This is a genomic window from Pedobacter sp. MC2016-14 (assembly GCF_020991475.1).
Classification (GTDB): Bacteria; Bacteroidota; Bacteroidia; order Sphingobacteriales; family Sphingobacteriaceae; genus Pedobacter.
In genome coordinates this window covers 1-23997 of sequence record NZ_JAJMPA010000002.1, presented here as the reverse complement: position 1 = coordinate 23997, position 23997 = coordinate 1, and the positions used below count along the sequence as shown (strand labels likewise).

Annotated in this window: 19 protein-coding genes; 16 read left to right on the top strand and 3 right to left on the bottom strand. The window is 39.2% G+C overall.

What is annotated here, in order from left to right:
- A complete protein-coding gene (locus tag LPB86_RS12555; protein ID WP_230644393.1) occupies positions 1-537 on the top strand; it encodes a hypothetical protein in 537 nt (178 codons plus the stop codon).
- A 5-nt stretch (positions 538-542) separates the two neighbouring features.
- Here LPB86_RS12555 and LPB86_RS12550 read toward each other — a convergent pair whose 3' ends face one another.
- The gene (locus tag LPB86_RS12550; RefSeq protein WP_230644390.1) at positions 543-1160 is read right to left on the bottom strand and encodes a tetratricopeptide repeat protein; all 618 of its coding nucleotides are present in this window, start codon (positions 1158-1160) and stop codon (positions 543-545) included.
- Positions 1161-1425: 265 nt separating this feature from the next.
- Between LPB86_RS12550 and lon the strand changes: the two genes are divergently transcribed.
- The 3 genes from lon (at position 1426) to LPB86_RS12535 (ending at position 6265) form a co-directional block, all read left to right on the top strand.
- The gene (lon, locus tag LPB86_RS12545) at positions 1426-3906 is read left to right on the top strand and encodes an endopeptidase La (protein WP_230644386.1); all 2481 of its coding nucleotides are present in this window, start codon (positions 1426-1428) and stop codon (positions 3904-3906) included.
- Between the two features lie 66 nt (positions 3907-3972).
- A complete protein-coding gene (locus LPB86_RS12540; RefSeq protein ID WP_230644383.1) occupies positions 3973-5253 on the top strand; it encodes a serine aminopeptidase domain-containing protein in 1281 nt (426 codons plus the stop codon).
- Between the two features lie 58 nt (positions 5254-5311).
- The gene (locus tag LPB86_RS12535) at positions 5312-6265 is read left to right on the top strand and encodes a lipid A deacylase LpxR family protein (RefSeq protein ID WP_230644380.1); all 954 of its coding nucleotides are present in this window, start codon (positions 5312-5314) and stop codon (positions 6263-6265) included.
- Here LPB86_RS12535 and LPB86_RS12530 read toward each other — a convergent pair.
- Positions 6262-6675 carry a peptide chain release factor-like protein gene (locus tag LPB86_RS12530; protein ID WP_230644377.1) on the bottom strand — a complete coding sequence of 138 codons (414 nt, stop codon included), beginning with the start codon at positions 6673-6675 and terminating at the stop codon, positions 6262-6264. The two genes, LPB86_RS12535 and LPB86_RS12530, sit on opposite strands and share 4 nt — an antisense overlap.
- Before the next feature lie 66 nt (positions 6676-6741).
- Between LPB86_RS12530 and cmk the strand changes: the two genes are divergently transcribed.
- The 12 genes from cmk to pafA all read left to right on the top strand — a co-directional run bounded on the left by cmk (position 6742) and on the right by pafA (position 22893).
- The gene (gene cmk, locus LPB86_RS12525) at positions 6742-7422 is read left to right on the top strand and encodes a (d)CMP kinase (RefSeq protein WP_230644374.1); all 681 of its coding nucleotides are present in this window, start codon (positions 6742-6744) and stop codon (positions 7420-7422) included.
- A gap of 184 nt (positions 7423-7606) precedes the next feature.
- Positions 7607-9553 carry a 30S ribosomal protein S1 gene (gene rpsA / locus LPB86_RS12520; RefSeq protein ID WP_230644371.1) on the top strand — a complete coding sequence of 649 codons (1947 nt, stop codon included), beginning with the start codon at positions 7607-7609 and terminating at the stop codon, positions 9551-9553.
- A gap of 97 nt (positions 9554-9650) precedes the next feature.
- Positions 9651-10199 carry a bifunctional pyr operon transcriptional regulator/uracil phosphoribosyltransferase PyrR gene (gene pyrR / locus LPB86_RS12515; RefSeq protein WP_230644368.1) on the top strand — a complete coding sequence of 183 codons (549 nt, stop codon included), beginning with the start codon at positions 9651-9653 and terminating at the stop codon, positions 10197-10199.
- A gap of 3 nt (positions 10200-10202) precedes the next feature.
- Positions 10203-11135, top strand: coding sequence for an aspartate carbamoyltransferase catalytic subunit (locus tag LPB86_RS12510; protein ID WP_230644365.1), 933 nt, complete (start codon positions 10203-10205; stop codon positions 11133-11135).
- Between the two features lie 122 nt (positions 11136-11257).
- Positions 11258-14275, top strand: a complete 3018-nt coding sequence (locus LPB86_RS12505; protein ID WP_230644362.1) for a tetratricopeptide repeat protein — start codon at positions 11258-11260, stop codon at positions 14273-14275.
- Positions 14276-14286: 11 nt separating this feature from the next.
- Positions 14287-15987 carry a TonB-dependent receptor gene (locus LPB86_RS12500; RefSeq protein WP_230644360.1) on the top strand — a complete coding sequence of 567 codons (1701 nt, stop codon included), beginning with the start codon at positions 14287-14289 and terminating at the stop codon, positions 15985-15987.
- Positions 15988-16041: 54 nt separating this feature from the next.
- On the top strand, positions 16042-17928 hold the full coding sequence (locus tag LPB86_RS12495; RefSeq protein WP_230644358.1) for a hypothetical protein: 1887 nt from the start codon (positions 16042-16044) through the stop codon (positions 17926-17928).
- A 4-nt stretch (positions 17929-17932) separates the two neighbouring features.
- Positions 17933-18643 (top strand): MotA/TolQ/ExbB proton channel family protein, encoded by a 711-nt coding sequence (locus tag LPB86_RS12490; RefSeq protein WP_230644355.1) that lies wholly within the window; start codon positions 17933-17935, stop codon positions 18641-18643.
- A complete protein-coding gene (locus LPB86_RS12485) occupies positions 18643-19044 on the top strand; it encodes a biopolymer transporter ExbD (protein ID WP_230644352.1) in 402 nt (133 codons plus the stop codon). The genes LPB86_RS12490 and LPB86_RS12485 overlap by 1 nt, the downstream gene beginning before the upstream one ends.
- Positions 19044-19862, top strand: coding sequence for an energy transducer TonB (locus LPB86_RS12480; RefSeq protein WP_230644350.1), 819 nt, complete (start codon positions 19044-19046; stop codon positions 19860-19862). Before LPB86_RS12485 ends, LPB86_RS12480 begins: the two co-directional genes overlap by 1 nt.
- 48 nt (positions 19863-19910) lie before the next feature.
- Positions 19911-21155, top strand: coding sequence for a folylpolyglutamate synthase/dihydrofolate synthase family protein (locus tag LPB86_RS12475; protein ID WP_230644346.1), 1245 nt, complete (start codon positions 19911-19913; stop codon positions 21153-21155).
- Between the two features lie 82 nt (positions 21156-21237).
- Positions 21238-22893: an alkaline phosphatase PafA gene (pafA, locus tag LPB86_RS12470; protein WP_230644343.1), complete on the top strand. Its 1656-nt coding sequence runs from the start codon at positions 21238-21240 to the stop codon at positions 22891-22893.
- Between the two features lie 86 nt (positions 22894-22979).
- On the opposite strand, the gene LPB86_RS12465 is transcribed toward pafA, so the two are convergent.
- Positions 22980-23960 (bottom strand): acyl-ACP desaturase, encoded by a 981-nt coding sequence (locus LPB86_RS12465; RefSeq protein WP_230644340.1) that lies wholly within the window; start codon positions 23958-23960, stop codon positions 22980-22982.
- Positions 23961-23997 lie beyond the last annotated feature (37 nt).

The window sequence follows — 23997 nt, the reverse complement described above, 5'->3', positions numbered from 1 at the left end:
ATGAAAAAACAAACCTTAGGGATTGCCTTAATTTCGCTTTTTATTGCCTGTAATCCTTCAGACAATGAAAAGCGGAATATGGGTAAAAGTTATTTTGACCTGCAAAGCTATTTTGCAAAAGAAGCCGAACGTTTAAATAAAGAAAAACCTACCATTAACAAGGAAGTATCTATAAATGGCGAAGCAGAAAGTAAACTTTTAAAAATTGAAGACTGGTCAAAAGAACTGGCGTCTTTTACAAATGCAGACATCAACAAAACAGCCTGGATGGGTGCTTTTGAGGTAAAAAAGCTACCAGGGATAGAAATTTACACCACCTTAAATGAAAAAGTTCCTGTAAAGGAATTGAGGATTTTAAGATCAGATAAAGTTATAAAGGGTATTCAGATCCAAATTAAAAACACCAACCTTTTATATAACTCTGTGGATACGCTAAGCTATTTTCCTGACAGCTTGTATAGCATCAAAAAAACTCAGCACCTGAAACTGCTGCCTCAAAAAAAATACCAAGTTACCGGAAATTTTAAACGGCTTTAAAGCCTTTATTTTAAGCTGGTAATTTGCGCTTTAACAAAATCTATTAAAGAGAGAATATCTTTTCGTTGTGGCTGTACAAGTAATATCTTTTGCAGATCTGACACTGAATTGTTCAGCGTGGCAATACAAGCATTTTTATCCACAGATTTCTTAATTTTATAAGATTTAAATATTGCATAATCCTTATAGGCAATTCCGCGGTTTTGAAGCAATTGTACATCCTCCTCACCATTAATTTCAAGGGCTTTTGTAAAATCTTTTATAGCTGATAAATAAAAACCTTCTCTCATCTGATTTAAGGATTCCTTTGGGTCATTTGCGATATTTAAGCGCGCTTTGCCTCTGTAATAATAAGCAGAATAATCAGACGGCTTTAATACAATCAATTTACTGTAAGCATCAACAGAATTCTCAAAATCTCCACTCTGAAAATAAGAGTAGCCTAACATCTTTAAAACATTTGCATTCTTTGCATCCGCTTTTTGAAGCTGGTTAATCGCCGATTTATAGTCGCCTTTCATCATCGCCTGCATCCCCAGCTTATCGTATCCGCCACTTTGGGCAATACTGGTAGCCGAAGAAAAAACAAATAAAAGTATGATTGTTTGTTTAAAGTAATTCATCAAATAAATCTTAGTAAAAAGTAAAGATATAAATTTATATTAAGCGTGGCAATCAATAGTTGCACAATATGAAAACGCAGAATGCTGATAATTATGATGTCTATGTCTATTTTTTTATGGATGCTGACTTTTTAACATATTTTAAATAATTAAATCACTTTGGCATAGCAGTTGAAACTAGAAATATTAACTATAATTAATATTTTTGCAAACGACATAGCTGCCATACTGTCGCTTCTAATTTTAAACACCTGCCTAATCAATAATGAGTATAAATGATCCGCTTGATTTATTTAACGTAATGCCCATCATAACCGAAGACACCGAATTCTTCCCGCTCATGTCTCAGGAAGATGAGGACGAGATGAATAACGAAGAACCACCTGAGGTTCTTGCTATACTCCCATTAAGAAATACAGTACTTTTTCCTGGAGTAGTAATTCCAATTACCGTTGGAAGAGACAAATCTATAAAACTGATAAAGGATGCGTACAAAGACAATACTTACATTGGTGTGGTATCGCAACGTGATCTTTCTATTGAAGACCCCACCTTTGATCAGTTAAACAGCGTGGGTACAGTGGCCCACATCATCAAGATCCTAAAAATGCCTGATGGCAATACCACGGTAATTATACAAGGAAAACAGCGTTTTAAACTCATTTCGGAAGTTCAGTCAGAACCTTATTTTAAGGTAGTAGTTGGCAAATTCAAAGAAGTAAAACCTAAGTCTGATAAAGAGTTTAAGGCACTTATTGCTTCTATTAAAGAGATGTCCTCGCAGATCATCCAGCTTTCTCCAAATATTCCCAGTGAGGCAAATTCTGCTTTAAAGAATATTGAAAGCAATTCATTTCTCATCAACTTTATATCTTCTAATATGAATGCTGATGTTTCTGCGAAGCAAAAAATGCTGGAAATGAGCAACCTGAGAGAGCGGGCAAATATGGTAATGGATTTACTTACGCTTGAACTCCAAATGCTGGAACTTAAAAATCAAATTCAAAGCAAAGTACGCGGAGATCTTGACAAGCAGCAGCGGGACTACTTTTTAAATCAGCAACTCAAAACCATACAGGAAGAACTTGGCGGTAATTCTTCAGACATGGAGATTAACGCCCTCAATTTACGGGCAAATAAGAAAAAATGGTCGGCAGAAACAGCCAACTTCTTTAAAAAAGAAATGGAAAAGCTAGGCAGAATGAACCCTGCCGCACCAGATTATTCTGTTTTAATCAATTACCTGGAACTTTTGCTAGATCTTCCATGGAATGAATTTACAAGAGATAACTTTGATTTAAAACGTGCGCAGAAAATTCTTGACAAAGATCATTTTGGACTGGAAAAGGTAAAAAAACGCATTATTGAATACCTTGCAGTATTGAAATTGAAGCGTGATATGAAAGCGCCGATTATTTGCCTGGTGGGCCCTCCGGGTGTTGGAAAAACTTCACTTGGCAGATCTATTGCAAAAGCACTAAACCGCAAATATGTAAGGATGGCACTCGGCGGCATAAGAGATGAAGCAGAGATCAGGGGCCATAGAAAAACCTATATCGGTGCCATGCCAGGCCGGATTATACAATCCATTAAAAAAGCCGGCGCCTCAAATCCAGTATTTGTACTTGATGAAATAGATAAAGTAGGTTCAGACCACCGTGGAGATCCTTCATCTGCCCTATTAGAAGTTCTGGACCCTGAACAAAACAATGCCTTTAACGATCATTACATAGAGGCAGACTACGATTTATCCAGCGTTTTATTTATTGCAACCGCCAATTCACTCAATAACATTCAACCCGCTTTACTGGACAGAATGGAAATTATTGAGGTGAACGGATATACGATAGAAGAGAAAATTGAAATTGCCAAGAAGTACCTTCTTCCAAAACAAAAGGAACAGCACGGCGTGAGTTCTAAGGATTTTGCCTTAAAATCAAACCTGATTGAGAAAGTAATTGAAGATTACACCAGGGAATCTGGAGTAAGGGGACTAGAGAAAAAAATAGGATCATTGGTGAGAGGCGTGGCCACGAAAATTGCCATGGAGGAAAGCTACGAACCTAATCTGAGCAGTACTGATGTAGAAAATATTCTTGGTGCACCCATATATGACAAAGACCTTTATGAGCATAATGAGGTAGCGGGTGTAGTTACTGGTCTTGCCTGGACATCGGTAGGTGGAGACATTTTATTTATTGAAGCCAGCTTAAGTCCGGGAAAAGGTAAGCTTACGCTAACCGGAAATCTGGGCGATGTGATGAAAGAATCAGTTATTATTGCTTTAGCCTACTTGCGGGCACATGCTGAGCTTTTTGAAATTGATGGTGATCTTTTTGACGAATGGGATGTTCATGTGCATGTACCAGCGGGGGCAACACCAAAAGATGGTCCATCTGCAGGGATAACGATGTTAACAGCCCTAACTTCTGCCTTTACGCAAAGGAAAGTAAAGCTAAACTTAGCAATGACCGGTGAAATTACTTTAAGAGGGAAAGTATTGCCCGTAGGCGGAATAAAAGAAAAGATACTTGCCGCAAAAAGGGCAAACATTAAAGATATCATCCTTTGCCAATCCAATAAAAAAGACATTCTTGAAATTAAAGAAAGTTATGTAAAAGACCTGAATTTTCATTACGTAACAGACATGAAAGAGGTCATCAACCTGGCTTTGACAAAAGAAAAAGTTAGGAATCCGCAAAACCTTACGGTTAAACGCAAGATTGCAAAGGAAAACCTATCCTAATTTCTCTTTAGAATTGTACATTTAGGCCCCGTTTATACGGGGCTTTTTCATTAAAACTATTGTCAAATGAAACAATTGCTGCTGATTTCTTTTTTCATCCTCTTCTTTTCTGCGGCAAAGGCCCAAACAGAAATCTCCAATCAAACCCTTGCAAAGTTTGTCCGTTATTATAAATCAAATCAGCCAGATAGTATTTACAGTCTCTTTACCATGCAAATGAAAACAGCTGTAGATCCTGCAGGAACAAAACAACTCTTAAGCACCATCAAAAGTCAACTTGGTGATATTGTTAGAAGTCGCTATGTTGGTTCTCCAGCAGATGGCTTTTATGGATATTATTTACGGTTTCAAAAGCCTATTGTAGACATTGCGGTTACCATCCAGGAAGGGCAAATTGCAGGCATCACCCAGCAGGCCATTGAAGCAGATAAAAATGATCCGGTAGAGTTAGAAAGCCCCGATAATATCTTTGTAGATAATGCCTTTGGTACTGTATATGGTACGCTTTTAATGCCAGACACCACAAAAACAACCGGTAAATTGCCTGTAGTACTTTTAATTGCAGGCTCCGGACCTACAGACAGGAACATGAACCAGGGAATGTCTTTAAGGAGTAATTCATTTTTAATGCTGGCCAGGGCACTTGCAGCCAGTGGCATTGCTTCTGTAAGATATGACAAGCGATCTGTAAGAAAAAGCACAAGCACACAAGCGCAGGAAGATGTTAAACTGGATGATTTTGTTAGCGATGCAGTGTTATTTATTAAGCAATTAAAGGCAGACCCACGATTTTCAGAGGTTATTGTCGCCGGTTATAGTGAGGGATCAACCATTGGTCTCTACGCCGCATTGCAAACCGCACCGGACGCTTATATTTCATTGTCTGGCGCAGCAAATGACATTGGTACCATATTAAAAAAACAAATTAGAGCGAGGGCATCTGCAGCAGATTATAAAACGACAGTAGAAATTTTAGACAGTTTACAGGCGGGAAAACTTTATCATAAACAATTGCCAACTAGCTTATCTTCTATTTTTGGTCTGCCTATTCAGCCCTTCCTCATTTCATCAATGTCATATCAGCCTGCTGCTAAAATTGCCGAACTCAAAATTCCCGTACTTATTGTAGCTGGCACCACAGATTTACAAATTGGGATAGAAGAGTCGAAGAAATTGAAGAATGCAAAGCCAGATGCAGGTCTGATTATAATTAACGGTATGAACCATGTGATGAAAACCGCGCCAAAGGACAGGGAGTTAAACTCAAAAACATACAATGCGCCCGATCTTCCACTCCATTCAGACCTAGCTACGGCATTAATAAAATTTATTAAACAAGTTCATTAATCCAGCTCTTTTTAAAGCCCAATCCTATTGATTGAGGAAAAAAATATACTTTTGTAAAATGACAGCTAACAGGTTTTTGCCACTCTTTATATTCTTGTTTTTATCGGCTTTAGTACAGGCCCAGACTTATAAAAATGAGTTCGGTTTTAAAAGTGACAATGACTCTTATCTGGGCCAGGGCTCAGACCGTTACTATACTAATGGATTGTTTATCAATTTTAGACATGCATTAGATCAGCAGCAATTAAAAGCAGGACTGGAGAAAAAAGTTTACGAAATTTCTGTAGGACAAAAAATGTACAATGCTTATTCGGGTTATGCTCCAGATCCGGCTTTGCAAGATCGGCCATTTGCAGGCTACCTGTACGCAGGGGCTGCCTTAAGTTGGTTTACTACAAACGAAAGCATCTTAAAAGTTAGCGCAGAACTGGGTACAACCGGCCCAAATTCATTAGCCGAAGACGGTCAGGAAATACTTCATAAAACCGTTGGCTTTTATACGTTGGATGGGTGGCAATATCAAATCAAAAATGAGTTAGCTGTTAACTTATCTGCTCAGTACACAAAGTTACTAAGCAGAGTGGCAGAAGATGCCGTTGATTTCTCTTTTGAAAGCTATGCTAACTTAGGGACAACTTTTAACGGAGCAGGAGCAGGAATTTTATTTAGGGCAGGAGCCTTAAACCAGTTGTTCAACTCGGCCTATACCAATTCAGTTATTGGCAACAACGCAAAAACAAAAGCCCTTATAAAAAGAGAGTTTTTCTTTTATGCCAAACCTCAGCTAAATTTTGTGGCTTATGATGCCACTGTACAGGGCAGCTTGTTCAATAATGATAGTCCGGTTACGTTTGGTACCAAACCTATCGTTTTTGCGCAGCAATTGGGTGTAAATTACAGTTCACAACGTTTTACTGTAGATTACAGCATGCTATTTAAAACTAAGGAAATTAAAAGCACAGCAAGGGCGCACCAATGGGGCGCTATTACCATGTATTACCGCTTTAACTAATAATCCAATCCAGGTTTTTTACGGCTTTCCTTTTTAAGGGAAATAGATTTTTTATCACTTTTTCTTTTTAAAATAACGGAACGGGGAACTTTTACCTGCTTACGGATTTTATTTACATGCAAAGATGAGGTCAATAACCGGATAAGTTTTAAAACTGCCTGTTCTTTATTCACCAACTGGCTCCTGTCTTCCTGGGATACCACATGAAGATTACCTTCCTGATCTAATCGATTTGCAAGACGCTCCAGCAACAAAGCTTTTTCCGTTCCGGAAAAAAAAGGCGCGGATGCAATATGCAAAATCAGCTCAACCTTGCTAGATACCTTATTTACATTTTGTCCTCCTTTACCCCCACTTCTGGATGTTTTAAAAGCAACAGACTTCAATAAGATTTCTTTGTCGGGTAACATCCTGCAAAATTAAACTTTCTTAACAATCTTTGTTCATCAAATCTTTAAAACGCTAACTTTGTAGTAATGAGAAAAAATCTGGTTGTCGCAATAGATGGATATTCATCCTGTGGAAAAAGCACATTAGCAAAAGCTTTGGCAAAAAAACTAGGTTTCATTTACATTGATAGCGGAGCAATGTACCGGGCCGTTACGCTTTACTTTATCAGAAACGATGTAAAAATTGATAATGATGAAGCCATTGAAGAAGCACTTCGCCATGTTGAACTGAATTTTCACTCACGTGACTATCAGTCTCATATTACATTAAACGGCGAAGAAGTATCCGAAGAAATACGACAAATGCCGGTTTCTGAATACGTTAGTGAAGTTTCTGCCCACAAACAAGTGCGCCGGGAGATGGTAAAACAGCAGCAGCGGATGGGCAAATCCAAGAATATTGTGATGGATGGCCGCGATATTGGCACTGCAGTTTTTAGTGACGCACAGGTTAAATTATTTATGACGGCCGATCCTAAAATTCGCGCGGAGCGAAGATTTAAAGAGATGCAAAGTAAAGGGGATACTACTACCACACTTGAAGAAGTATTTGAGAACCTTGCCCATCGTGACTACGCAGACACTACACGCAAAGAAAGCCCGCTTACCCGGGCCGAGGACGCCATTATTTTAGACAACACAGCGCTTACCGAAGCAGAACAATTAGAGTTTGCCTTAACTAAAGTTACTCCTTTTATTCCTCAATAAAGCTAAGTTGCTGCATTGAACGTATTCAGTTTAAGCAAGTCCTTTTTAGATAAGTGATTACCTAAACCTGCGGTATTTTAGTACAATATCTTATAAATCAGCAACATTTATCAAAAAAATATTTCATGTAAAAGATTAATTTCTATCTTTGCAGTCCCTAACGGGAAAAGGAGATTTAATTTTAATGGCTAAGAAACAAGTAGCAGAAAAAGAACTAAAGGCAAAAGAAGCCGAACTACAAGGTACAGACGCTCGTCTGACTGAGAAAGAAAACATTGAATCAGAAGCTGATACAATGTCGATCGAAGAGATCAAATCATCACTTGCAACACCAGATCAAGACTTTGACTGGGATGCAGACGATAAAGCTTTCGGAAATTACAGTGACGAAGACCGTAAAAAGTTTGAAGACATGTATACCGATACTTTCAACCAAATCACTCAAGGTGAAATCATTAGCGGTATTGTTGTTTCAATCAACAACAAAGACGTAGTATTAAACGTAGGATTTAAATCAGACGGTTTAGTATCTACTTCAGAATTCCGTGATACACCTGATTTGAAAATTGGCGATTCAGTAGATGTTTTTGTTGAAGCACCTGAAGATGCTAATGGTCAGTTGATCTTATCGCGTAAAAGAGCTAAAACCCAAAGATCATGGGAGTCTATCAATGAGGCTCTTGAGAACGACAGGATCATCAACGGATTTGTTAAAAGCCGTACTAAAGGTGGTCTTATTGTTGACATTATGGGTGTTGAAGCTTTCTTACCTGGTTCTCAGATCGACATCAAACCGATCCGTGATTACGATGTTTACGTAGGTAAAACTATGGAATTCAAAGTTGTTAAAATCAACCATGAATTTAAAAACGTTGTGGTATCTCACAAAATCCTTATCGAGGACGACCTTGAAAGTCAAAAAGTTGAAATCGTATCTAAACTTGAAAAAGGTCAGGTATTGGAAGGAACAGTTAAAAACATCACTGACTTCGGTGTATTCATCGATTTGGGTGGAGTTGATGGATTACTTCACATCACTGATATTTCTTGGGGCCGCATAGAGCATCCAAAAGAAGTATTGAGCTTAGATGAGAAAATCAACGTTGTTGTTCTTGATTTTGATGACGAGAAAAAACGTATTGCATTAGGCTTAAAACAATTGACTCCTCACCCTTGGGAATCTTTAGATACTAACTTAGCTGTTGGTTCAAAAGTAAAAGGTAAAATTGTTACCGTTGCTGATTACGGAGCTTTCTTAGAAATCATTCCAGGTGTTGAAGGTTTAATCCACGTTTCAGAAATGAGCTGGTCACAAAACCTGCGCAGCCCTCAGGAATTCTTGAAAGTGAACGACGAGATCGAAGCTGAAGTATTAACTTTAGACAGAGATGAGCGTAAAATGAGCTTAGGTATCAAACAACTTACTCAAGATCCTTGGCAAAATGTTGCTGAAAGATATCCAATCGGAAGCAAACATACTGCTGTAGTTAAAAACATGACTAACTTCGGTGTATTTGTTGAAATCGAAGAAGGTATTGACGGTCTAATCCACATTTCTGACTTATCATGGTCTAAAAAAGTTAACCACCCTAACGAATTCACTAAAGTTGGTGATACATTAGATGTAGTTGTACTTGAATTAGATGTTGATAGCCGTAAATTGAGCTTAGGCCACAAACAATTGGAAGAAAACCCATGGGATACTTTTGAAACTATCTTCACAGTAGATTCAATCCACCAGGGAACAGTTGTTAAAGTAACTGATAAAGGTGCTGTTATTGCTTTACCATACGGTGTAGAAGGTTTCGTACCAACTAAACACATGGCTAAAGAAGATGGTTCTGTAATCAAAGCTGAAGAAACCAATGACTTCAAGATCATTGAATTCAACAAAGATGCTAAACGTATCGTTGTTTCTCATGCCCGTATATGGGAAGAGGCAAAAGCTGAAGCAGTTACTGAAGAGAGAAATGCTAAGCGCAAAGAAGCTAAAGCTACTACAAGCGCAAACGCTAGTGCAGTGAAAAAAGTTAAAGATTCTGTTGAAAAATCTACATTAGGTGATTTAGGCGTGCTTGCACAATTGAAACAACAAATGGAAGGTGAAGAAAACAAGAATAAAAACAATTAATCTTTAACTGACTATATATTAAAAGCATCCCTTAACCGGGATGCTTTTTTTTTGCCATGTCCGTTCGTTTTTCTATATTTGCTTAATCATTTAGTCAATGCAAAAAAGAACTCTGCTAGACGGTCAAAAATTCCAGATCACAATTAAGCGACTTTGTCACCAGCTTATTGAGAACCACTCCGATTTTTCAAATTCTGTTTTAATTGGTATACAGCCAAGAGGCAGTTACTTTGCCGACCGCGTACAACAAGAACTATCCGATATCCTTAAAACCTCCTCCATCCAGAAGGGCAATTTAGACATTACCTTTTTCAGGGATGACTTTAGAAGGAAAGATGTACTGGCTCCTGCCAATACCAATACCATTGATTTCATTATTGAGGGCCGCAACGTAATCCTTATAGATGATGTTTTGTGGACCGGACGTACCATACGTTCTGCACTCGATGCATTACAGGCTTACGGCAGACCTGCAAAGGTGGAACTTATGGTTTTGATAGACCGCAGGTTTTCAAGGCATGTACCCATAGAGGCCGATTATATCGGTCAGCAGGTAGATAGTTTAGATTCCCAGCTCGTTCGCGTAAGCTGGAAAGAAACTGAAGGAGAAGACAAAGTTATTTTATTATCAGAAAGAAATAAGTAAAAAATGGCAGCAGAAAAACTATCAACCCGACATCTTTTAGGCATTAAAGATATAAACCGGAATGATATTGAATTGATTCTTGAAACTGCGGACAATTTTAAAGACGTCATCAACAGGCCAATTAAACGTGTTCCTTCGCTCAGAGACATTACCATTGCCAACATCTTTTTTGAAAACTCTACCCGTACAAAGCTATCCTTTGAACTGGCAGAAAAAAGACTTTCTGCTGATGTGGTAAACTTTGCAGCTTCCTCTTCTTCTGTAAGCAAGGGAGAGACGTTGATAGATACCGTAAACAACATCCTGGCCATGAAGGTGGACATGGTAGTCATGCGACACCCTTACGCCGGTGCCGGACAGTTTTTAAGCAGGCACATTAAGGCACAAATTGTAAATGCCGGAGATGGCGCACATGAACATCCCACCCAGGCCTTACTGGATGCTTTTTCAATCCGCCAAAAGTTAGGTGGGGTTGAAGGCAAGAAGGTAGTTATCGTTGGTGATATTTTGCATTCCCGTGTAGCCATATCCAATATCCTTTGTCTTCAAAAGCTAGGTGCCGAAGTAATGGTTTGCGGCCCCACAACACTCATCCCTAAGCATATTGAAAGTTTGGGTGTTAAGTTAGAGCATAACCTGGTAAAAGCGCTAAACTGGTGCGATGTAGCCAATATGCTAAGGATACAGCTAGAAAGACAAGACATCAAATATTTCCCTTCCCAAAGAGAGTACGCAATGATGTATGGCTTAAATAAAGACATTCTGGATAACCTGAACAAAGAAATCATTGTGATGCACCCGGGCCCGATAAACAGGGGCGTAGAAATAACCAGTGATGTTGCAGACAGCAAGCAATCTATTATACTGGAACAGGTAGAAAATGGTGTGGCAGTAAGGATGGCAGTGCTTTATCTTTTGGCTTCCCAACGCGCTTAGTTTTCTTTTTTTATACCAAGGCTTAAAACAATTCGTTAAAGCCTTGTTGTTAACAATTGTTAACTTCTTATGTGAATAAGACAGAATACAATATTTATATTAGCCAATCATATTTGAAACAGATGCAGAAAAAGTACCTATTTATTCCGCTTCTACTGGCCGGAAATTTCACCGCCAGTTATGCGCAATTAAGCACCTTAGTAAACCTCAATAAAAATTATCAGACCGGATTGGAGTTAATGGACAACGAGAAATACGTTGCCGCTGCACAGCAATTTAGGTTAGTAGAGCAAATCAGGCAAAAACCCGGTACACAACAAGAAAGCAATGCAGAACTTTCGCTATTAAAAGAAAATGCAAAGTTTTATGCTGCTGTATGTGCGCTTGAACTTGGAAACAATGATGCAGAAAGTTTATTTCAAAGTTTCATTAAAGATTATCCCTTAAACCCCAATACAAAACTGGCTTTCTTTCATGTAGGTAAAGCGTATTTTGCCCAAAAGAACTATCAAAAGGCACTGGAGTGGTTTGAGAAAGCAGATCCCTCTACCCTATCGCAAAAACAACGCACAGAATATCAGTTTAAACAAGGTTATGCTTACTTTGAGTTAAAAGACATAGAAAAAGCAGAGCCTTTGTTTGAGGCTGTAAAAAAAGTAGAAGGTCCTTATAAAGAAAGTGCCACCTATTATTTTGCCTACATCAATTACCTTAATAAAGAATATAAAACAGCATTAAGTAATTTCGAAAAACTGAAAGGTTCACCTACTTACGAAGCCAGCTACCCTTATTACATTACCTCAATGTATTATCTTGATGAAAGGTACGATGATGTAATCAGCTATGCTATACCAGTACTCAAAACCTCCAAACAGCAATACGAAGCGGAGATGTTGAGCTTAATTGCAGCTTCATATTTTGCAAATGCAGATTATAAAAATGCAGAGCAATATTTTAAAGCGTATTACGAAAAAGACAAATCAGGTATTAAAAATAACCTGTTTATTTATCAGTACGGTTATACCTTGTTTCAACTCAGCAAATTTTCTGCATCAGTACCTGTTCTTGAAAAGTTAAATACAGATGATGTTTACCTGCAAAACGGAATGTTTACCCTGGGCAGGTCATTGTTAAAATTAAACAATAAAGACAAGGCAAGAAGTGCATTCTTCAGGGCATCAAGGTTAGATTTTGACAAAAATGTTCAGGAAGAAGCATGGCTTAATTATGCCAGGTTAAGTTATGAACTGGAATTTAACCAGCAAGCCCTAGAAGCCACTCAAAACTTTTTAAAAACCTTCCCTGCCTCAAAAAAGTTAAATGATGCCAAAACCCTGTTAGGAGAGATATTATTGACCAGTAAAAACTATCAGGCAGCAATTGATATTCTCGAACCTATTCCTAACAAAACTCCAGAAGCTAAAGAAGCTTATCAAAAAGTAACTTACTTTAGAGGATTAGAGTTTTACAACGAAAGGGCATTTCCTAATGCTTTATCTATGTTTTTAAGGGCTAAAAACTTCCCTGAAGACAAGGAAATTCATGCACTAACCATTTATTGGATGGCCGAAGCAGCGTATGAATTGCGTAAGTACGGCGAGGCCGTAGGTAACTTTGAGAAGTTTTTAGATATGCCGGGAGCTGAGAAAACACCTGTATATAACTTTGCCAACTACGCCCTTGCTTATGCCGCTTTTGAAGATGAGAAATATGCAAAGGCGGCCACTTACTTTGAGCGCTTTTTAAGTGGCAATGATAAAGATGTAAAAACAGTTAACGATGCTACAATCAGATTGGCCGATGCTTATTTTGTAAGCAAAAGCTACCCTAGTGCCTTAAACAATTACAATAAGATCATCAGCAATAAGTTTGCCGGCGAAGATTATGCGTTATTTCAAAGAGGGATGATCCAGGGACTGCAAGGTCAGGACGATGCCAAAATTGGAACCATGCAAAGTTTGCTTGCACAGTTTCCAACCTCTAACTACGCAGATGATGCGGGCTTTGAAATGGCCTATACGTATTTTAACAAAGGAGATCTGGACAAGGCTAAAAACGATCTTACCGGCTTAATTAGTAAATATCCGCGCAGTAGTTATGTCCCAAGAGCCCTGGTAACCATTGGTTTGGTGCAGTATAACCAGGACCAGGACGCGGCGGCAACAGAAACCTTTAAAAAAGTAATTGCAGAATATGGCAGCACAGAAGAAGCAAAACAAGCTTTAGAGTCTATAAAAAACATCTATGTAGACAGAGGCGATGCCAATGGTTTTATTAACTATGCCAATACTACTCCTATCGGAAATTACTCTGTAGCAGAACAAGATAATATTGTATTTCAGTCGGCCAGCAACAGGTACATGAAGGGCGACTTCCAGGGTGCATTTGAATCCATTAATGCTTACTTTGATAAGTTTCCAAAAGCAATCCACGATAAACAAGCTAAATTTATACGGGCAGAATCACTGGTAAAAATCAACCGCCCGCTAGAAGCCATACCAGATTACGAATATATTTTAAACGATTGGACGAGTGATTATACAGAACGTTCATTGGTAAGTATCTCTCAGCTGTTTTTAGATCAGAAGAAGTACAATGAGGCCATAGTTTATTTAAAGCGCTTAGAAACCACGGCAGACTATAAAGTACACTATTCTTTTGCATTGAACAACCTGCTTAAAGCTTACGACGCGTTAAACATGCCAGATGATATGTTAAAATATGTGCAGCTAGTAAAAGAGTCAGATAAGGCATCTGAAGAAGAAAAAAATAGCTCAGATCTTTATGCCGGAAAAGCTTACTTATTAAAAACAGATACCGTACAGGCTATAAAAGCATTAAACAGCGTAACCGCTAAAACAAAAACGCTGGCTGCCGCAGAAGCTAAATATAACCTTGCAGCCGTGCAATATGCAAAACGCGATTATAAAACATCTACCAAAACATGTTTTGACTTAATTAATAATATGCCTTCTTACGATTATTGGGTAGCAAAATCATTTATTTTGCTGGCAGATAACTACGTAGCATTGAAAGACAATTTGCAGGCTAAAAGTACACTTCTTAGCATCATAGACAATTATGATGGTAAAGATGAAATTGTAGCAACAGCAAAACAGAAACTGGAGAAAATTAAATAAGACGAAGCAACATGAGATTGAGCAAATTTATATATACTACCCTGGCACTTACTGCATTTGTTTTTAGCGTAAAGGCACAGGATCCAAAAACCACTGATAAAAAAACAGACGATAAAAAGATCGCTGAAGAAATTGAGGTGGTACGTCCTTACAAACCCATCCTTGCAGAAGCTGTAAAACTGAGACGCAGTCCTGACTTAAGTAACATCGCAACTTATAAAGCTAAATTTAATTACAGTATCACGGATAGAAAACTGGAGCTAAATTCAGACATTAACAAATTACAGGCCCAGCAACTGGCAGCTCAAAAACCAGTTGATTTGGTTAACAATTACGTTAAAGGTGCCATAGGTTCTGCCAGCACGTCATTATTGGAAGCCTATGTGAATATAGGCCGTGATGAAGCCTTACAAGCCGGTGCTTATTTTAAACACTTTGGTCAAAAAGGCGAACTGCCCGGCCAACTTGCCAATCAGCAAGAATTAAGCATATTTGGACGCAGCATTGGAGATCAGGCCACCCTAAGCGGTCGCCTTAACTACCAGAGAAACGGACTGGCTTTCTTTGGATATGATGAAGCTAATCCTTTAGCTAACCTTGATCCTCAAAAACAGGCCTTCAGCTTTATTGAAGCCGAGGGAGAGGTAGTTAATAAGTACACAGAAGATGAAGACGCTTTAAGTTACGCAGCTAAAGCAAACGGTTATTTGTGGAGCGATAAGTTTAGTGCCAAAGAAAGTTCCATTGCATTAAACGGGTACTTAAACAAACGCATCAACAGTTTTAATTTAGGTTTGGCTGCATCGGCAGAATTCGGGAACACCAAAGACGCAACAGTAAGCATCAGCAATAATCTTTTAAAAATTAACCCCTATATCCGCCTGCAGGCAAGTGGTGTAAAAATAGCAGCGGGGATAAACTTTGTACAAGAGTTTGGCGCTTTTTCAAGCAGTCGCATTTTCCCTGCGGTAACGGCAGATTTTACTCTCATTCCAGACTACCTTCAATTGTTTGGAGAAGTTAAAGGTGATGTAAACCGTAATTCGTTGAAGCAGTTTACTGATGAAAACCCTTATCTGAATAGCAACATCGAAATACAAAATAGCGTTGAAAAATTAAGCATCAGCGGAGGTATTAAAGGAACAGGAGGTCCGGGTTTTGGTTACAAAGCCAGGTTCTACCACAAAGAAATAGAGCAAATGCCTTTATTTGTCAATAATTTCAATGCCTTTAATAAGTTTGATGTCATCTATGATTTTGGCACCATGAAATTGATGGGCTTAGAAGGTGAAATTTCTGTACAGGTAAGTGATGCGCTTAAATGGACCGGTAAAGTAAACATAGAAGATTATAAGCCAGCTTCTGAACTGGAAAGTTGGTTTAAACCACAGCTTAGGGCTAGTTCTAATTTATCTTATACGTATAATGATAAACTTAACTTTAACGCTGCTGTTGCTATTCAGGGAGATAGCAAAGCTAAAACTTACACTGCAGCACCAGCATCGCCTTATACTATTCCAGACCAGAATATAGAAGTGTATAGAAGTGTAAAAGGCTTTGTAGACCTTGGCATTGGCGCTGGCTATAAGATTAACCAGCAGTTCTCTGTTTTTGCAAAAGCAAACAACTTGCTCAATACCAAGTACAGCAAATATCTATATTATCAGGCTGTAGGCATCAATCTATTCGGAGGTTTAAGCTACTCTTTTTAACAGGTTTAAAATTAATAATTGTTTGATACAGAATTAAAATTTATTTTTACCTGAATGGATATATTACTTTACCTGGCAAAACTTGCTCAAAGCCGTAAAGAGGTTGGGGTTATTGGATTAGGGACTTTTTATAAGAAAAAATCTCCCGGAAGGTATGATGTATCATCACATACGTTCATTCCACCTTCTTTTACTTTGCATTTCAAGACTGATATCTCAGAAGAAAATGCATTGGCTGAGTACATCCATCAGGAAAAGAAAATTTCCATTGATTCTGCAAACTATTTCATCGGCAAATTTGCAGATGAATTGCATCAGCAACTTCAGGAAAATAAACAAGCAGCACTTGGCGTCTTGGGTAAACTAGTCTCAACCGATGAAGGCATTGTTTATGAGCCGGGTACTGAATCAGATTCTGCTGATTATTATGGATTACCTTCGCTTGCTGCCGTAACAATTCCGAAAACAGCAAATGAAAATTTAGAACTACCTGCAACAGAATCCGCTAATGATATACCTGCAGGAGAGCAACCAGAACTAGCAGTTCAGGAAGCCCCAGATTTTTCTGAAATTACTGATCTGAAAGAAGAAGATACAGAAACTGCTCAGGAACTGCCTACTATTGAAACCGTAGAAGATTCAGAAGAAGAAAGTGCTGAAGAAGAAAGCGCAACTGAAACAGTAGAAGAACTGGAAACAGAACAAGACTTAAATTTAGAGTCCGAAGAAGCTGAGATAGAAGAAGAAATTGTTGAAGAGCCTGCTCCTGAAGAAGAAGGCGCAACTGAAACAGTAGAAGAACTGGAAACAGAACAAGACTTAGATTTAGAGTCCGAAGAAGCGAAGATAGAAGAAGAAATTGTTGAAGAGCCTGCTCCTGAAGAAAACGATGAGATATCAAATCCTCCAGTCATCGAAACTGTAGAAGATTTAGAGGAAGAAGAAGCTGCAGAAGAAGAAATTGAAGAGCCTGCTTTTGAAGAAGAAAATAAAACTGAAGCCGAAGAAGAACCTGCAATAGAAGAACTGACAGAAGAAGAAATTGTTGTTGAAGAGTCTACTCTTGAAGAAAATAATGAGGTATCAAATCCTCCAATCATCGAAACCGTAGAAGATCTAGAGGAAGAAGAAGCTACGGCGGAAGAAGAAATTAAAGATCCTGCTCTTGAAGAAAATGATGAGGTATCAAACCCACCAATCATCGAAACTGTAGAAGATGTAGAAGTAGAAAGTGCTGAAGAAGAATGTACAACTGAAACTGAAGAAGAACTGGAAACAGTAACCACAGAAAACAGAATTGAAGAAGCGAACCCGGGAGGCATTATGGATTCCGTTTTCATCATCAATGAAACACCACCAGCAAAAGAGCCAAAAAACTTCTACAAGTCCTCGGCAGAACAGAACGAAGAAAAACCTACCCCATTTTACCTAAAAGCGGTGCTGGGCTTGATGCTATTTCTGATTATCCTATTTACACTTTCGCTGCTTTTCCCTAGTTTCATAGAAAAGCTTGTAGGCATCCCAAACACTGCCCCAATAGATACCATACAAAAAAAACCAGTAGTAATTGCAAAACATTCCATAGATACACTGGCAAAACAAGATAGTATTAAAGCACAAAGTCTTAAACAAGACAGCATAAAGCCAGATACCATAAAAAAGGCTGAACCAATCCCTGTGGCAACTGTATTACCAACAACTTACGAAGTTATAGGTTCATCAGTCATACGCAGCACAGAAGCTTCAGCCTTCATAGCAGATATGAAAGCCAAATATGGCATCAGGGCTAAAATAGTAAGTCGCGAAAAAGGCAGAAAGATGAAAATCAGCATCGCCACCTTCCCTACTAAAAAAGAAGCCGATGCACAGATCATCCCGTTAGAAAAAAAGCTGGGCATTAGCGGCATGTATACCTTTACAAACACACACAAACCATTATAAAAATATGATCACATTACTACAAGTTCCTACTGATACCGGGAGCCTTCTTACCGATACTGCAAACCTTGTAAAACCAGCTGTAACCGCGGCACAAGAAGAACTACATTTTATAGATCTCCTTTTCAAAGGCGGCTGGGTAATGATACCCCTTGCACTCCTTGCATTTCTGGCCCTCATTATTTTTGTTGAAAGGTACCTAACCATCCGCAAAGCATCCAAAACAGAAAATAGTCTGATGCTGCAGATCAGACAAAACATACAAGACGGGCGATTGGAAAGTGCTATTGCTTTGTGTCGCAACTCAAATTCTCCACTTGGTAGAATGCTGGAAAAAGGATTGAGGAGAATAGGCCGTCCCATCAAAGATATCGAAGCTGCTATAGAAAATATAGGTAAGCTGGAAGTGTCCAAGCTGGAAAAAAACATCAGCATCCTGGGTATCGTTGCCGGAATTGCGCCCATGTTAGGTTTCGTTGGAACCATCATCGGGGTAATTACCATCTTTCACGATGTATCCATTAAAGGCGCAATCGAAATCGGAACCATCTCTGGCGGTCTGTACACTAAAATGATTACCTCAGCTACAGGACTAATTATTGGTATCATGGCCTATGTATTGTACCATATCCTAAACATGATGGTAGAACGCATCATCCTTAAAATGGAAACAGATGCTTTAGAATTTATTGATCTATTAGAAGAACCAGGTAAATAATGAATCTGCGAAAAAGAAATAAGGCCACAGTAGAGGTACATACCTCCGCACTGAATGACATCATGTTTTTCCTGATGCTGTTCTTCCTGCTTGCTTCAGCTGTAGTCAATCCACAAGTAGTTAAGCTATTATTACCACGGTCTGAATCCGGACAGCAATCTAATGCACAAAAAACCGTTACAGTATCTATAGATGAGAATTTAAAGTATTTTGTAGAAAAACAACCGGTAACATTAGAACAGCTTAAAACCGAAGTAGAGAAATATCAGCAGTCATCACCAGATTTAACATTGGTACTCTATGTGGCCCGTGGCGTTTCTATAGAAAATACCATGCTTGTGTTTGATGTAGCCAATCAACTTAAATTGAAGGTAGTACTCGCCGTAGAACCTAAAAAATAATGACGTACCCAAAGGAAGAAAATAATTACCCAAAGGCACTGGCTATTTCTACGGCCATCATGGTGTTTTTTATCGCCTTAAGCTACTTTATCGCGATAAGCAGCTTTGAACCGGCAGAAGAGCTTGGTATGGGGGGAATTGTAGTCAACTACGGTACATCTGTTACCGGCATGGGTACCGATTATACCAGCATCGAAGAACCCTCATCAGACCCAAATGCGAATAGCAAACAACCAGATAAGGTAGTACCAGAAGAGCAAACGGTAGAACAATCCGTTTCTGAGGTTAGTGATAAAGATATTGCCACTCAAAATACAGAAGATGCAGTAAACATCAACACCAAAAAAACACCCAACAGTACAGCCACACCTTCGGCAAGTACCGAAACAAAACCAGCTAAACCTGTCATTAATCAAAATGCCTTATACAAAGGTAAAGCCAATAAAGGCACTGGCGGAGGCGATGGTACAGGTACTACTCCCGGTAATCAGGGCAGTGTAAACGGAGATCCGCTTAGCAACCAATATGGTGAAGGCGGTTCAGGTTTTGGTGAAACGCAAATTGCCTTAAGAAGGTTTACAAACCTCGTTACACCAAATGACGATGGACAAAAGACAGGAAAAATTGCGGTCCGCATTTCCATCAATAAACAAGGCATCGTCATCAATGCTGTCCCAGGTGTTAAGGGTACAACATTAAGTGACAAAGATTTATGGCAAAAATGTAAAGCTGCCGTAATGGGTGCACAATTAAATCAGTCAGACTCCGCACCAGATGTTCAGGTCGGCGTTGTAGTCTTTAATTTTAAAGTAAAATAAGTGTTAAGCTATAGCCAAAGCCTTGATTATCTCTACGAAAAATTGCCAATGTTCTCTAAAATCGGAGATGCGGCAATCAAGAAAGACCTCACTAACATTACTGCGATTTTAAGGCAACTTAGCAATCCGCAAAATTATATTAAAACCATCCACATAGCCGGCACAAATGGCAAAGGTTCAACCTCACATATGCTTGCTGCTATTTTGCAAAAGGCAGGCTATAAAACAGGTCTTTATACCTCTCCCCATCTAAAAGATTTCAGAGAACGTATAAAAGTAGATGGCAAAATGGTTCCCAAAGCCTATGTTCAGCACTTTGTAAACAGAAACCATAAATTCATAGACCACCTTCAGCCCTCCTTCTTTGAAGTTACCGTAGCCATGGCCATCAGTTATTTTGAAGATGTAGAAGTGGATGTAGCCATCATAGAAACCGGTTTAGGTGGAAGGCTGGATTCAACCAATATCATTACCCCACAACTCTCCGTTATCACCAATATCAGTCTTGATCATACTAAAATATTAGGCGATACCTTAGCAGAAATAGCAGCAGAAAAAGCCGGTATCATAAAACCAGGTATACCTGTTGTCATAGGAGAGAAACATCCGGAAAGTTTCCAGGTATTTAAAGACAAAGCACGCCAAAGTAAAAGCCCACTTACCTTTGCAGACCAGGAACTGGGAACAAAAGATACCTTTAAGAAGACAAATTTCCTGTTCACCTCAGTCACCGACAAAGAAAATAAACTGGTATATAGCGGTATCAACCTGGATCTTCAAGGCTCCTACCAAACCAAAAACCTGGTTACCGTTATACAATCCGTTTTGGAGCTAAGGAAAATAGGTTACACTATCCCAAGAGAAGCCATTTATAGAGGCTTAAAATCGGTAAAGACAATCACTGGCCTTCAGGGAAGATGGGAAACCCTGGACAAAAATCCATTGATCATCTGCGATACAGGTCATAACATTGCTGGCATCACAGAAGTAGTTTACAACATCGAAAATACCCCACACAAACAATTACACATGGTATTCGGTATGGTCAATGATAAAGATATTACTAGTGTATTAGCTATCCTACCAAAAAATGCAAGCTACTACTTTACCCAGGCCAATATTCCACGTGCACTACCAGCTACAGAACTTGCAAATCAAGCCAAGGCATTCAACCTCAACGGATCTATATTTAACACCGTAATAGATGCCCTGAATGCAGCTAAAAAGAACGCAGCAGAAGGTGATTTAATCTTTGTAGGCGGAAGTACCTTTGTTGTAGCCGAAGTGTTATAAACTCTTTACATCCGGGTAATCTTCAATTTTAAAGATGTTGCTATATTTGGCTTGCTCTTCAATCAAATTTCAATAAAAAAAAATGAAGAAATTACTTCTAGTATTTACTGCGGCAATAGCATTCCACACCCTTGCAACGGCCCAGGCAAAGAAAATGCCCGGCACATCAGCCCCGGCCTCCATTAGCCGTCCAAAATTAGTCATTGGTCTAGTAGTAGATCAAATGCGCTGGGATTACCTGTACCGCTTTTATGACAGGTATAGTGCCGGAGGCTTTAAAAGATTAATCAATGAAGGATTCTCTGCCGAAAATACTTTCATTCCCTACGTACCTACTTATACCGCCTGTGGTCATGCTTCCGTATATACAGGTTCTATCCCGGCCATCAACGGCATTATCGGAAACAGCTGGTACGATTACAACACAGAAAGCGATATGTACTGCACAGATGACAGCACTGCCACCAGTGTAGGCAGCTCCACCAATGCAGGTCAAATGTCCCCTAAGAACCTTAAAGTAACCACCATTACGGATGAACTAAGACTTGCTACAAACTTCAAAAGTAAAGTAATTGGTATCTCTCTTAAAGATCGTGGTTCCATTTTACCAGCCGGACATGCTGCAAATGCTGCCTATTGGTACGATGGTAAAATCGGCAATTGGATCAGCAGCAGCTGGTACATGAAAGAATTACCAGTCTGGCTGGCAGATTACAACAAACTAAAGCTCCCTAACAAGTACTACGCACAAGACTGGAACACACTTTATCCCATTAGTACCTATACCCAAAGTTCGGCAGATGATGTTACCTGGGAGGGAAAACTGAATGGCGCAGGCAATACCGCCTTTCCACACAGTTTAAAAAACGCGGTCGATAAAAACTTTGACCTCATCCGAACTACGCCATACGGCAATACGCTTACGTTAGACCTGGCTAAAACGGCCATAGCAGCAGAAAAACTTGGTCAGGGTTCAGTTACAGACTTCCTTGCCGTTAGCTGCTCATCTACAGATTACATTGGCCATATGTTTGGTCCAAATTCTGTAGAAATAGAAGATACCTATTTAAGATTAGACAGAGATATGGCAGATTTTTTCAGTTACCTGGATAAAACCATAGGTACAGGAAACTATCTGCTTTTTCTAACCGCAGATCATGCTGCTGCTCATGTGCCGGCTTACCTAAAAGAAAAAAAGCTACCAGGTGGTCTAATCAGCAATACAGCTTTATCAAAAGCACTAAATTCTTTGCTGGAAAAAGAATTCAACAAAAAAGAGTTGGTAGTTGCCGTAATGAACAACCAGGTGATCTATAATCGTCCATTGCTGGATGACGGTAAAACCGACTTTGAGAAAGTTAAAAAGCTAAGCATAGACTATCTTAAAAAGCAAGAAGGCATTGCAAACGCAGTAGATTTAACTAACCTGTCCAAAACTACCCTAACAGATGAGTTTAAGAAAAGGATCACTAACGGATACAATGCAAAACTTAGCGGTGATGTCTACTTCATTCTTCAGCCAAACTGGTTTGATGGTGGTTCCACGGGCACCACACACGGCGCCATTTATCCATACGATGCCCATATTCCACTCGTATTCATGGGTTGGCACGTAAAGCCAGGAAAAAGCAATCAAACGCATTATATGACAGATATTGCGGCCACACTTGCTGCTATGCTACACATACAAATGCCGAGTGGCTGCGTTGGTGAGCCCATCACAGAAATCACGCATTAATTTGCCGCTAACATCAATAACGGAAATAGCCATAAAAGAAAAAAAGCCTAATCAGGCTTTTTTTCTTTTATCACATTTAAAAATTGTTAGGCATGTATCCAGGAGAACTTATAATCAATCCCCGGCTCCTTCATACGGTCTGCCACCCTTAACAATCGGTTAGGCAAAGCCATAATATAGTCACGGGCTTTCTCACCTGCTTCATTCAAATCTTTCATACTTTCAAGCTTCCACTCATCAATCAATTGCTGCATAATCTCCACATAATCTACAGCGGTATACACCCCTAAACGCTGTGCTGCATCAGTAAAATGTCCAAAAGTCTGCCCAATCTTTAAGCCCATTTCCCGTAAAAAATGTGCAGGCATCACAATCTTCTTACGCATCATATCCTCAAAAGCAATCATCGCCTCACTAGGGTCCACTTCGAAAATCTTAGACATAAAGTCTTTATATGCCTTAGCATGACGGGCTTCATCAGAAGCAATCACACCACACATTTTAGACAATAAATTATCGCCATCCCTTTTAGCCAAAGAAGCTACCCGCCTATGCGAAATGTTTGTAGCCAGCTCCTGGAAACTGGTATAGATAAAGTTTCTGTAAGGATCATGACCAGTGCCAATGTCAAAACCATCAGCAATTAAATATTGTGTAGAAATTTCCATCTGGCGCATATCAACACGACCAGACAAATAAAGGTATTTATTCAATAAATCACCGTGCCTGTTTTCCTCAGCAGTCCAGTGGCGGTTCCAGCGCATCCAACCCCCATCTTCACTACGGCTAACCCCGTCAACCATGCTCAACCAGGATTCATAAGTAGGCAAAGCCTCCTCGGTAATGGTATCACCAATCAGCACAGCTACCAGGTCGTAAGACAAGTCAGATGCCTTTTCACGCAATAATTTAATATCCTGATAAAAAGTTTCACTGGTAGAGTCAGGTAAGAAATCAGATGGCTGCCAATTGGTATCAATTGGTTTCAGGTAAGTATGCATCATTTCCAGCATGTAACCCTCAATATGCAGCATCACTTCCCTTCTCTTTTCTGCGAAAAAACTCATTCTTTGTGTATTTTTAGTTTGGCTTCAAATATAACCA

What these genes read in the sequence shown, in the direction of transcription:
- LPB86_RS12530 (WP_230644377.1), bottom strand. Translation starts at nt 6,675, where the DNA reads ATGTTACCCGACAAAGAAATCTTATTGAAGTCTGTTGCTTTTAAAACA.
- LPB86_RS12495 (WP_230644358.1), top strand. Translation starts at nt 16,042, where the DNA reads ATGGATATATTACTTTACCTGGCAAAACTTGCTCAAAGCCGTAAAGAG.
- LPB86_RS12535 (WP_230644380.1), top strand. Translation starts at nt 5,312, where the DNA reads ATGACAGCTAACAGGTTTTTGCCACTCTTTATATTCTTGTTTTTATCG.
- LPB86_RS12500 (WP_230644360.1), top strand. Translation starts at nt 14,287, where the DNA reads ATGAGATTGAGCAAATTTATATATACTACCCTGGCACTTACTGCATTT.
- LPB86_RS12540 (WP_230644383.1), top strand. Translation starts at nt 3,973, where the DNA reads ATGAAACAATTGCTGCTGATTTCTTTTTTCATCCTCTTCTTTTCTGCG.
- LPB86_RS12480 (WP_230644350.1), top strand. Translation starts at nt 19,044, where the DNA reads ATGACGTACCCAAAGGAAGAAAATAATTACCCAAAGGCACTGGCTATT.
- LPB86_RS12475 (WP_230644346.1), top strand. Translation starts at nt 19,911, where the DNA reads ATGTTCTCTAAAATCGGAGATGCGGCAATCAAGAAAGACCTCACTAAC.
- LPB86_RS12465 (WP_230644340.1), bottom strand. Translation starts at nt 23,960, where the DNA reads ATGAGTTTTTTCGCAGAAAAGAGAAGGGAAGTGATGCTGCATATTGAG.
- LPB86_RS12510 (WP_230644365.1), top strand. Translation starts at nt 10,203, where the DNA reads ATGGCAGCAGAAAAACTATCAACCCGACATCTTTTAGGCATTAAAGAT.
- LPB86_RS12490 (WP_230644355.1), top strand. Translation starts at nt 17,933, where the DNA reads ATGATCACATTACTACAAGTTCCTACTGATACCGGGAGCCTTCTTACC.
- LPB86_RS12555 (WP_230644393.1), top strand. Translation starts at nt 1, where the DNA reads ATGAAAAAACAAACCTTAGGGATTGCCTTAATTTCGCTTTTTATTGCC.
- pyrR (WP_230644368.1), top strand. Translation starts at nt 9,651, where the DNA reads ATGCAAAAAAGAACTCTGCTAGACGGTCAAAAATTCCAGATCACAATT.
- pafA (WP_230644343.1), top strand. Translation starts at nt 21,238, where the DNA reads ATGAAGAAATTACTTCTAGTATTTACTGCGGCAATAGCATTCCACACC.
- LPB86_RS12550 (WP_230644390.1), bottom strand. Translation starts at nt 1,160, where the DNA reads ATGAATTACTTTAAACAAACAATCATACTTTTATTTGTTTTTTCTTCG.
- lon (WP_230644386.1), top strand. Translation starts at nt 1,426, where the DNA reads ATGAGTATAAATGATCCGCTTGATTTATTTAACGTAATGCCCATCATA.
- rpsA (WP_230644371.1), top strand. Translation starts at nt 7,607, where the DNA reads ATGGCTAAGAAACAAGTAGCAGAAAAAGAACTAAAGGCAAAAGAAGCC.
- LPB86_RS12485 (WP_230644352.1), top strand. Translation starts at nt 18,643, where the DNA reads ATGAATCTGCGAAAAAGAAATAAGGCCACAGTAGAGGTACATACCTCC.
- LPB86_RS12505 (WP_230644362.1), top strand. Translation starts at nt 11,258, where the DNA reads ATGCAGAAAAAGTACCTATTTATTCCGCTTCTACTGGCCGGAAATTTC.
- cmk (WP_230644374.1), top strand. Translation starts at nt 6,742, where the DNA reads ATGAGAAAAAATCTGGTTGTCGCAATAGATGGATATTCATCCTGTGGA.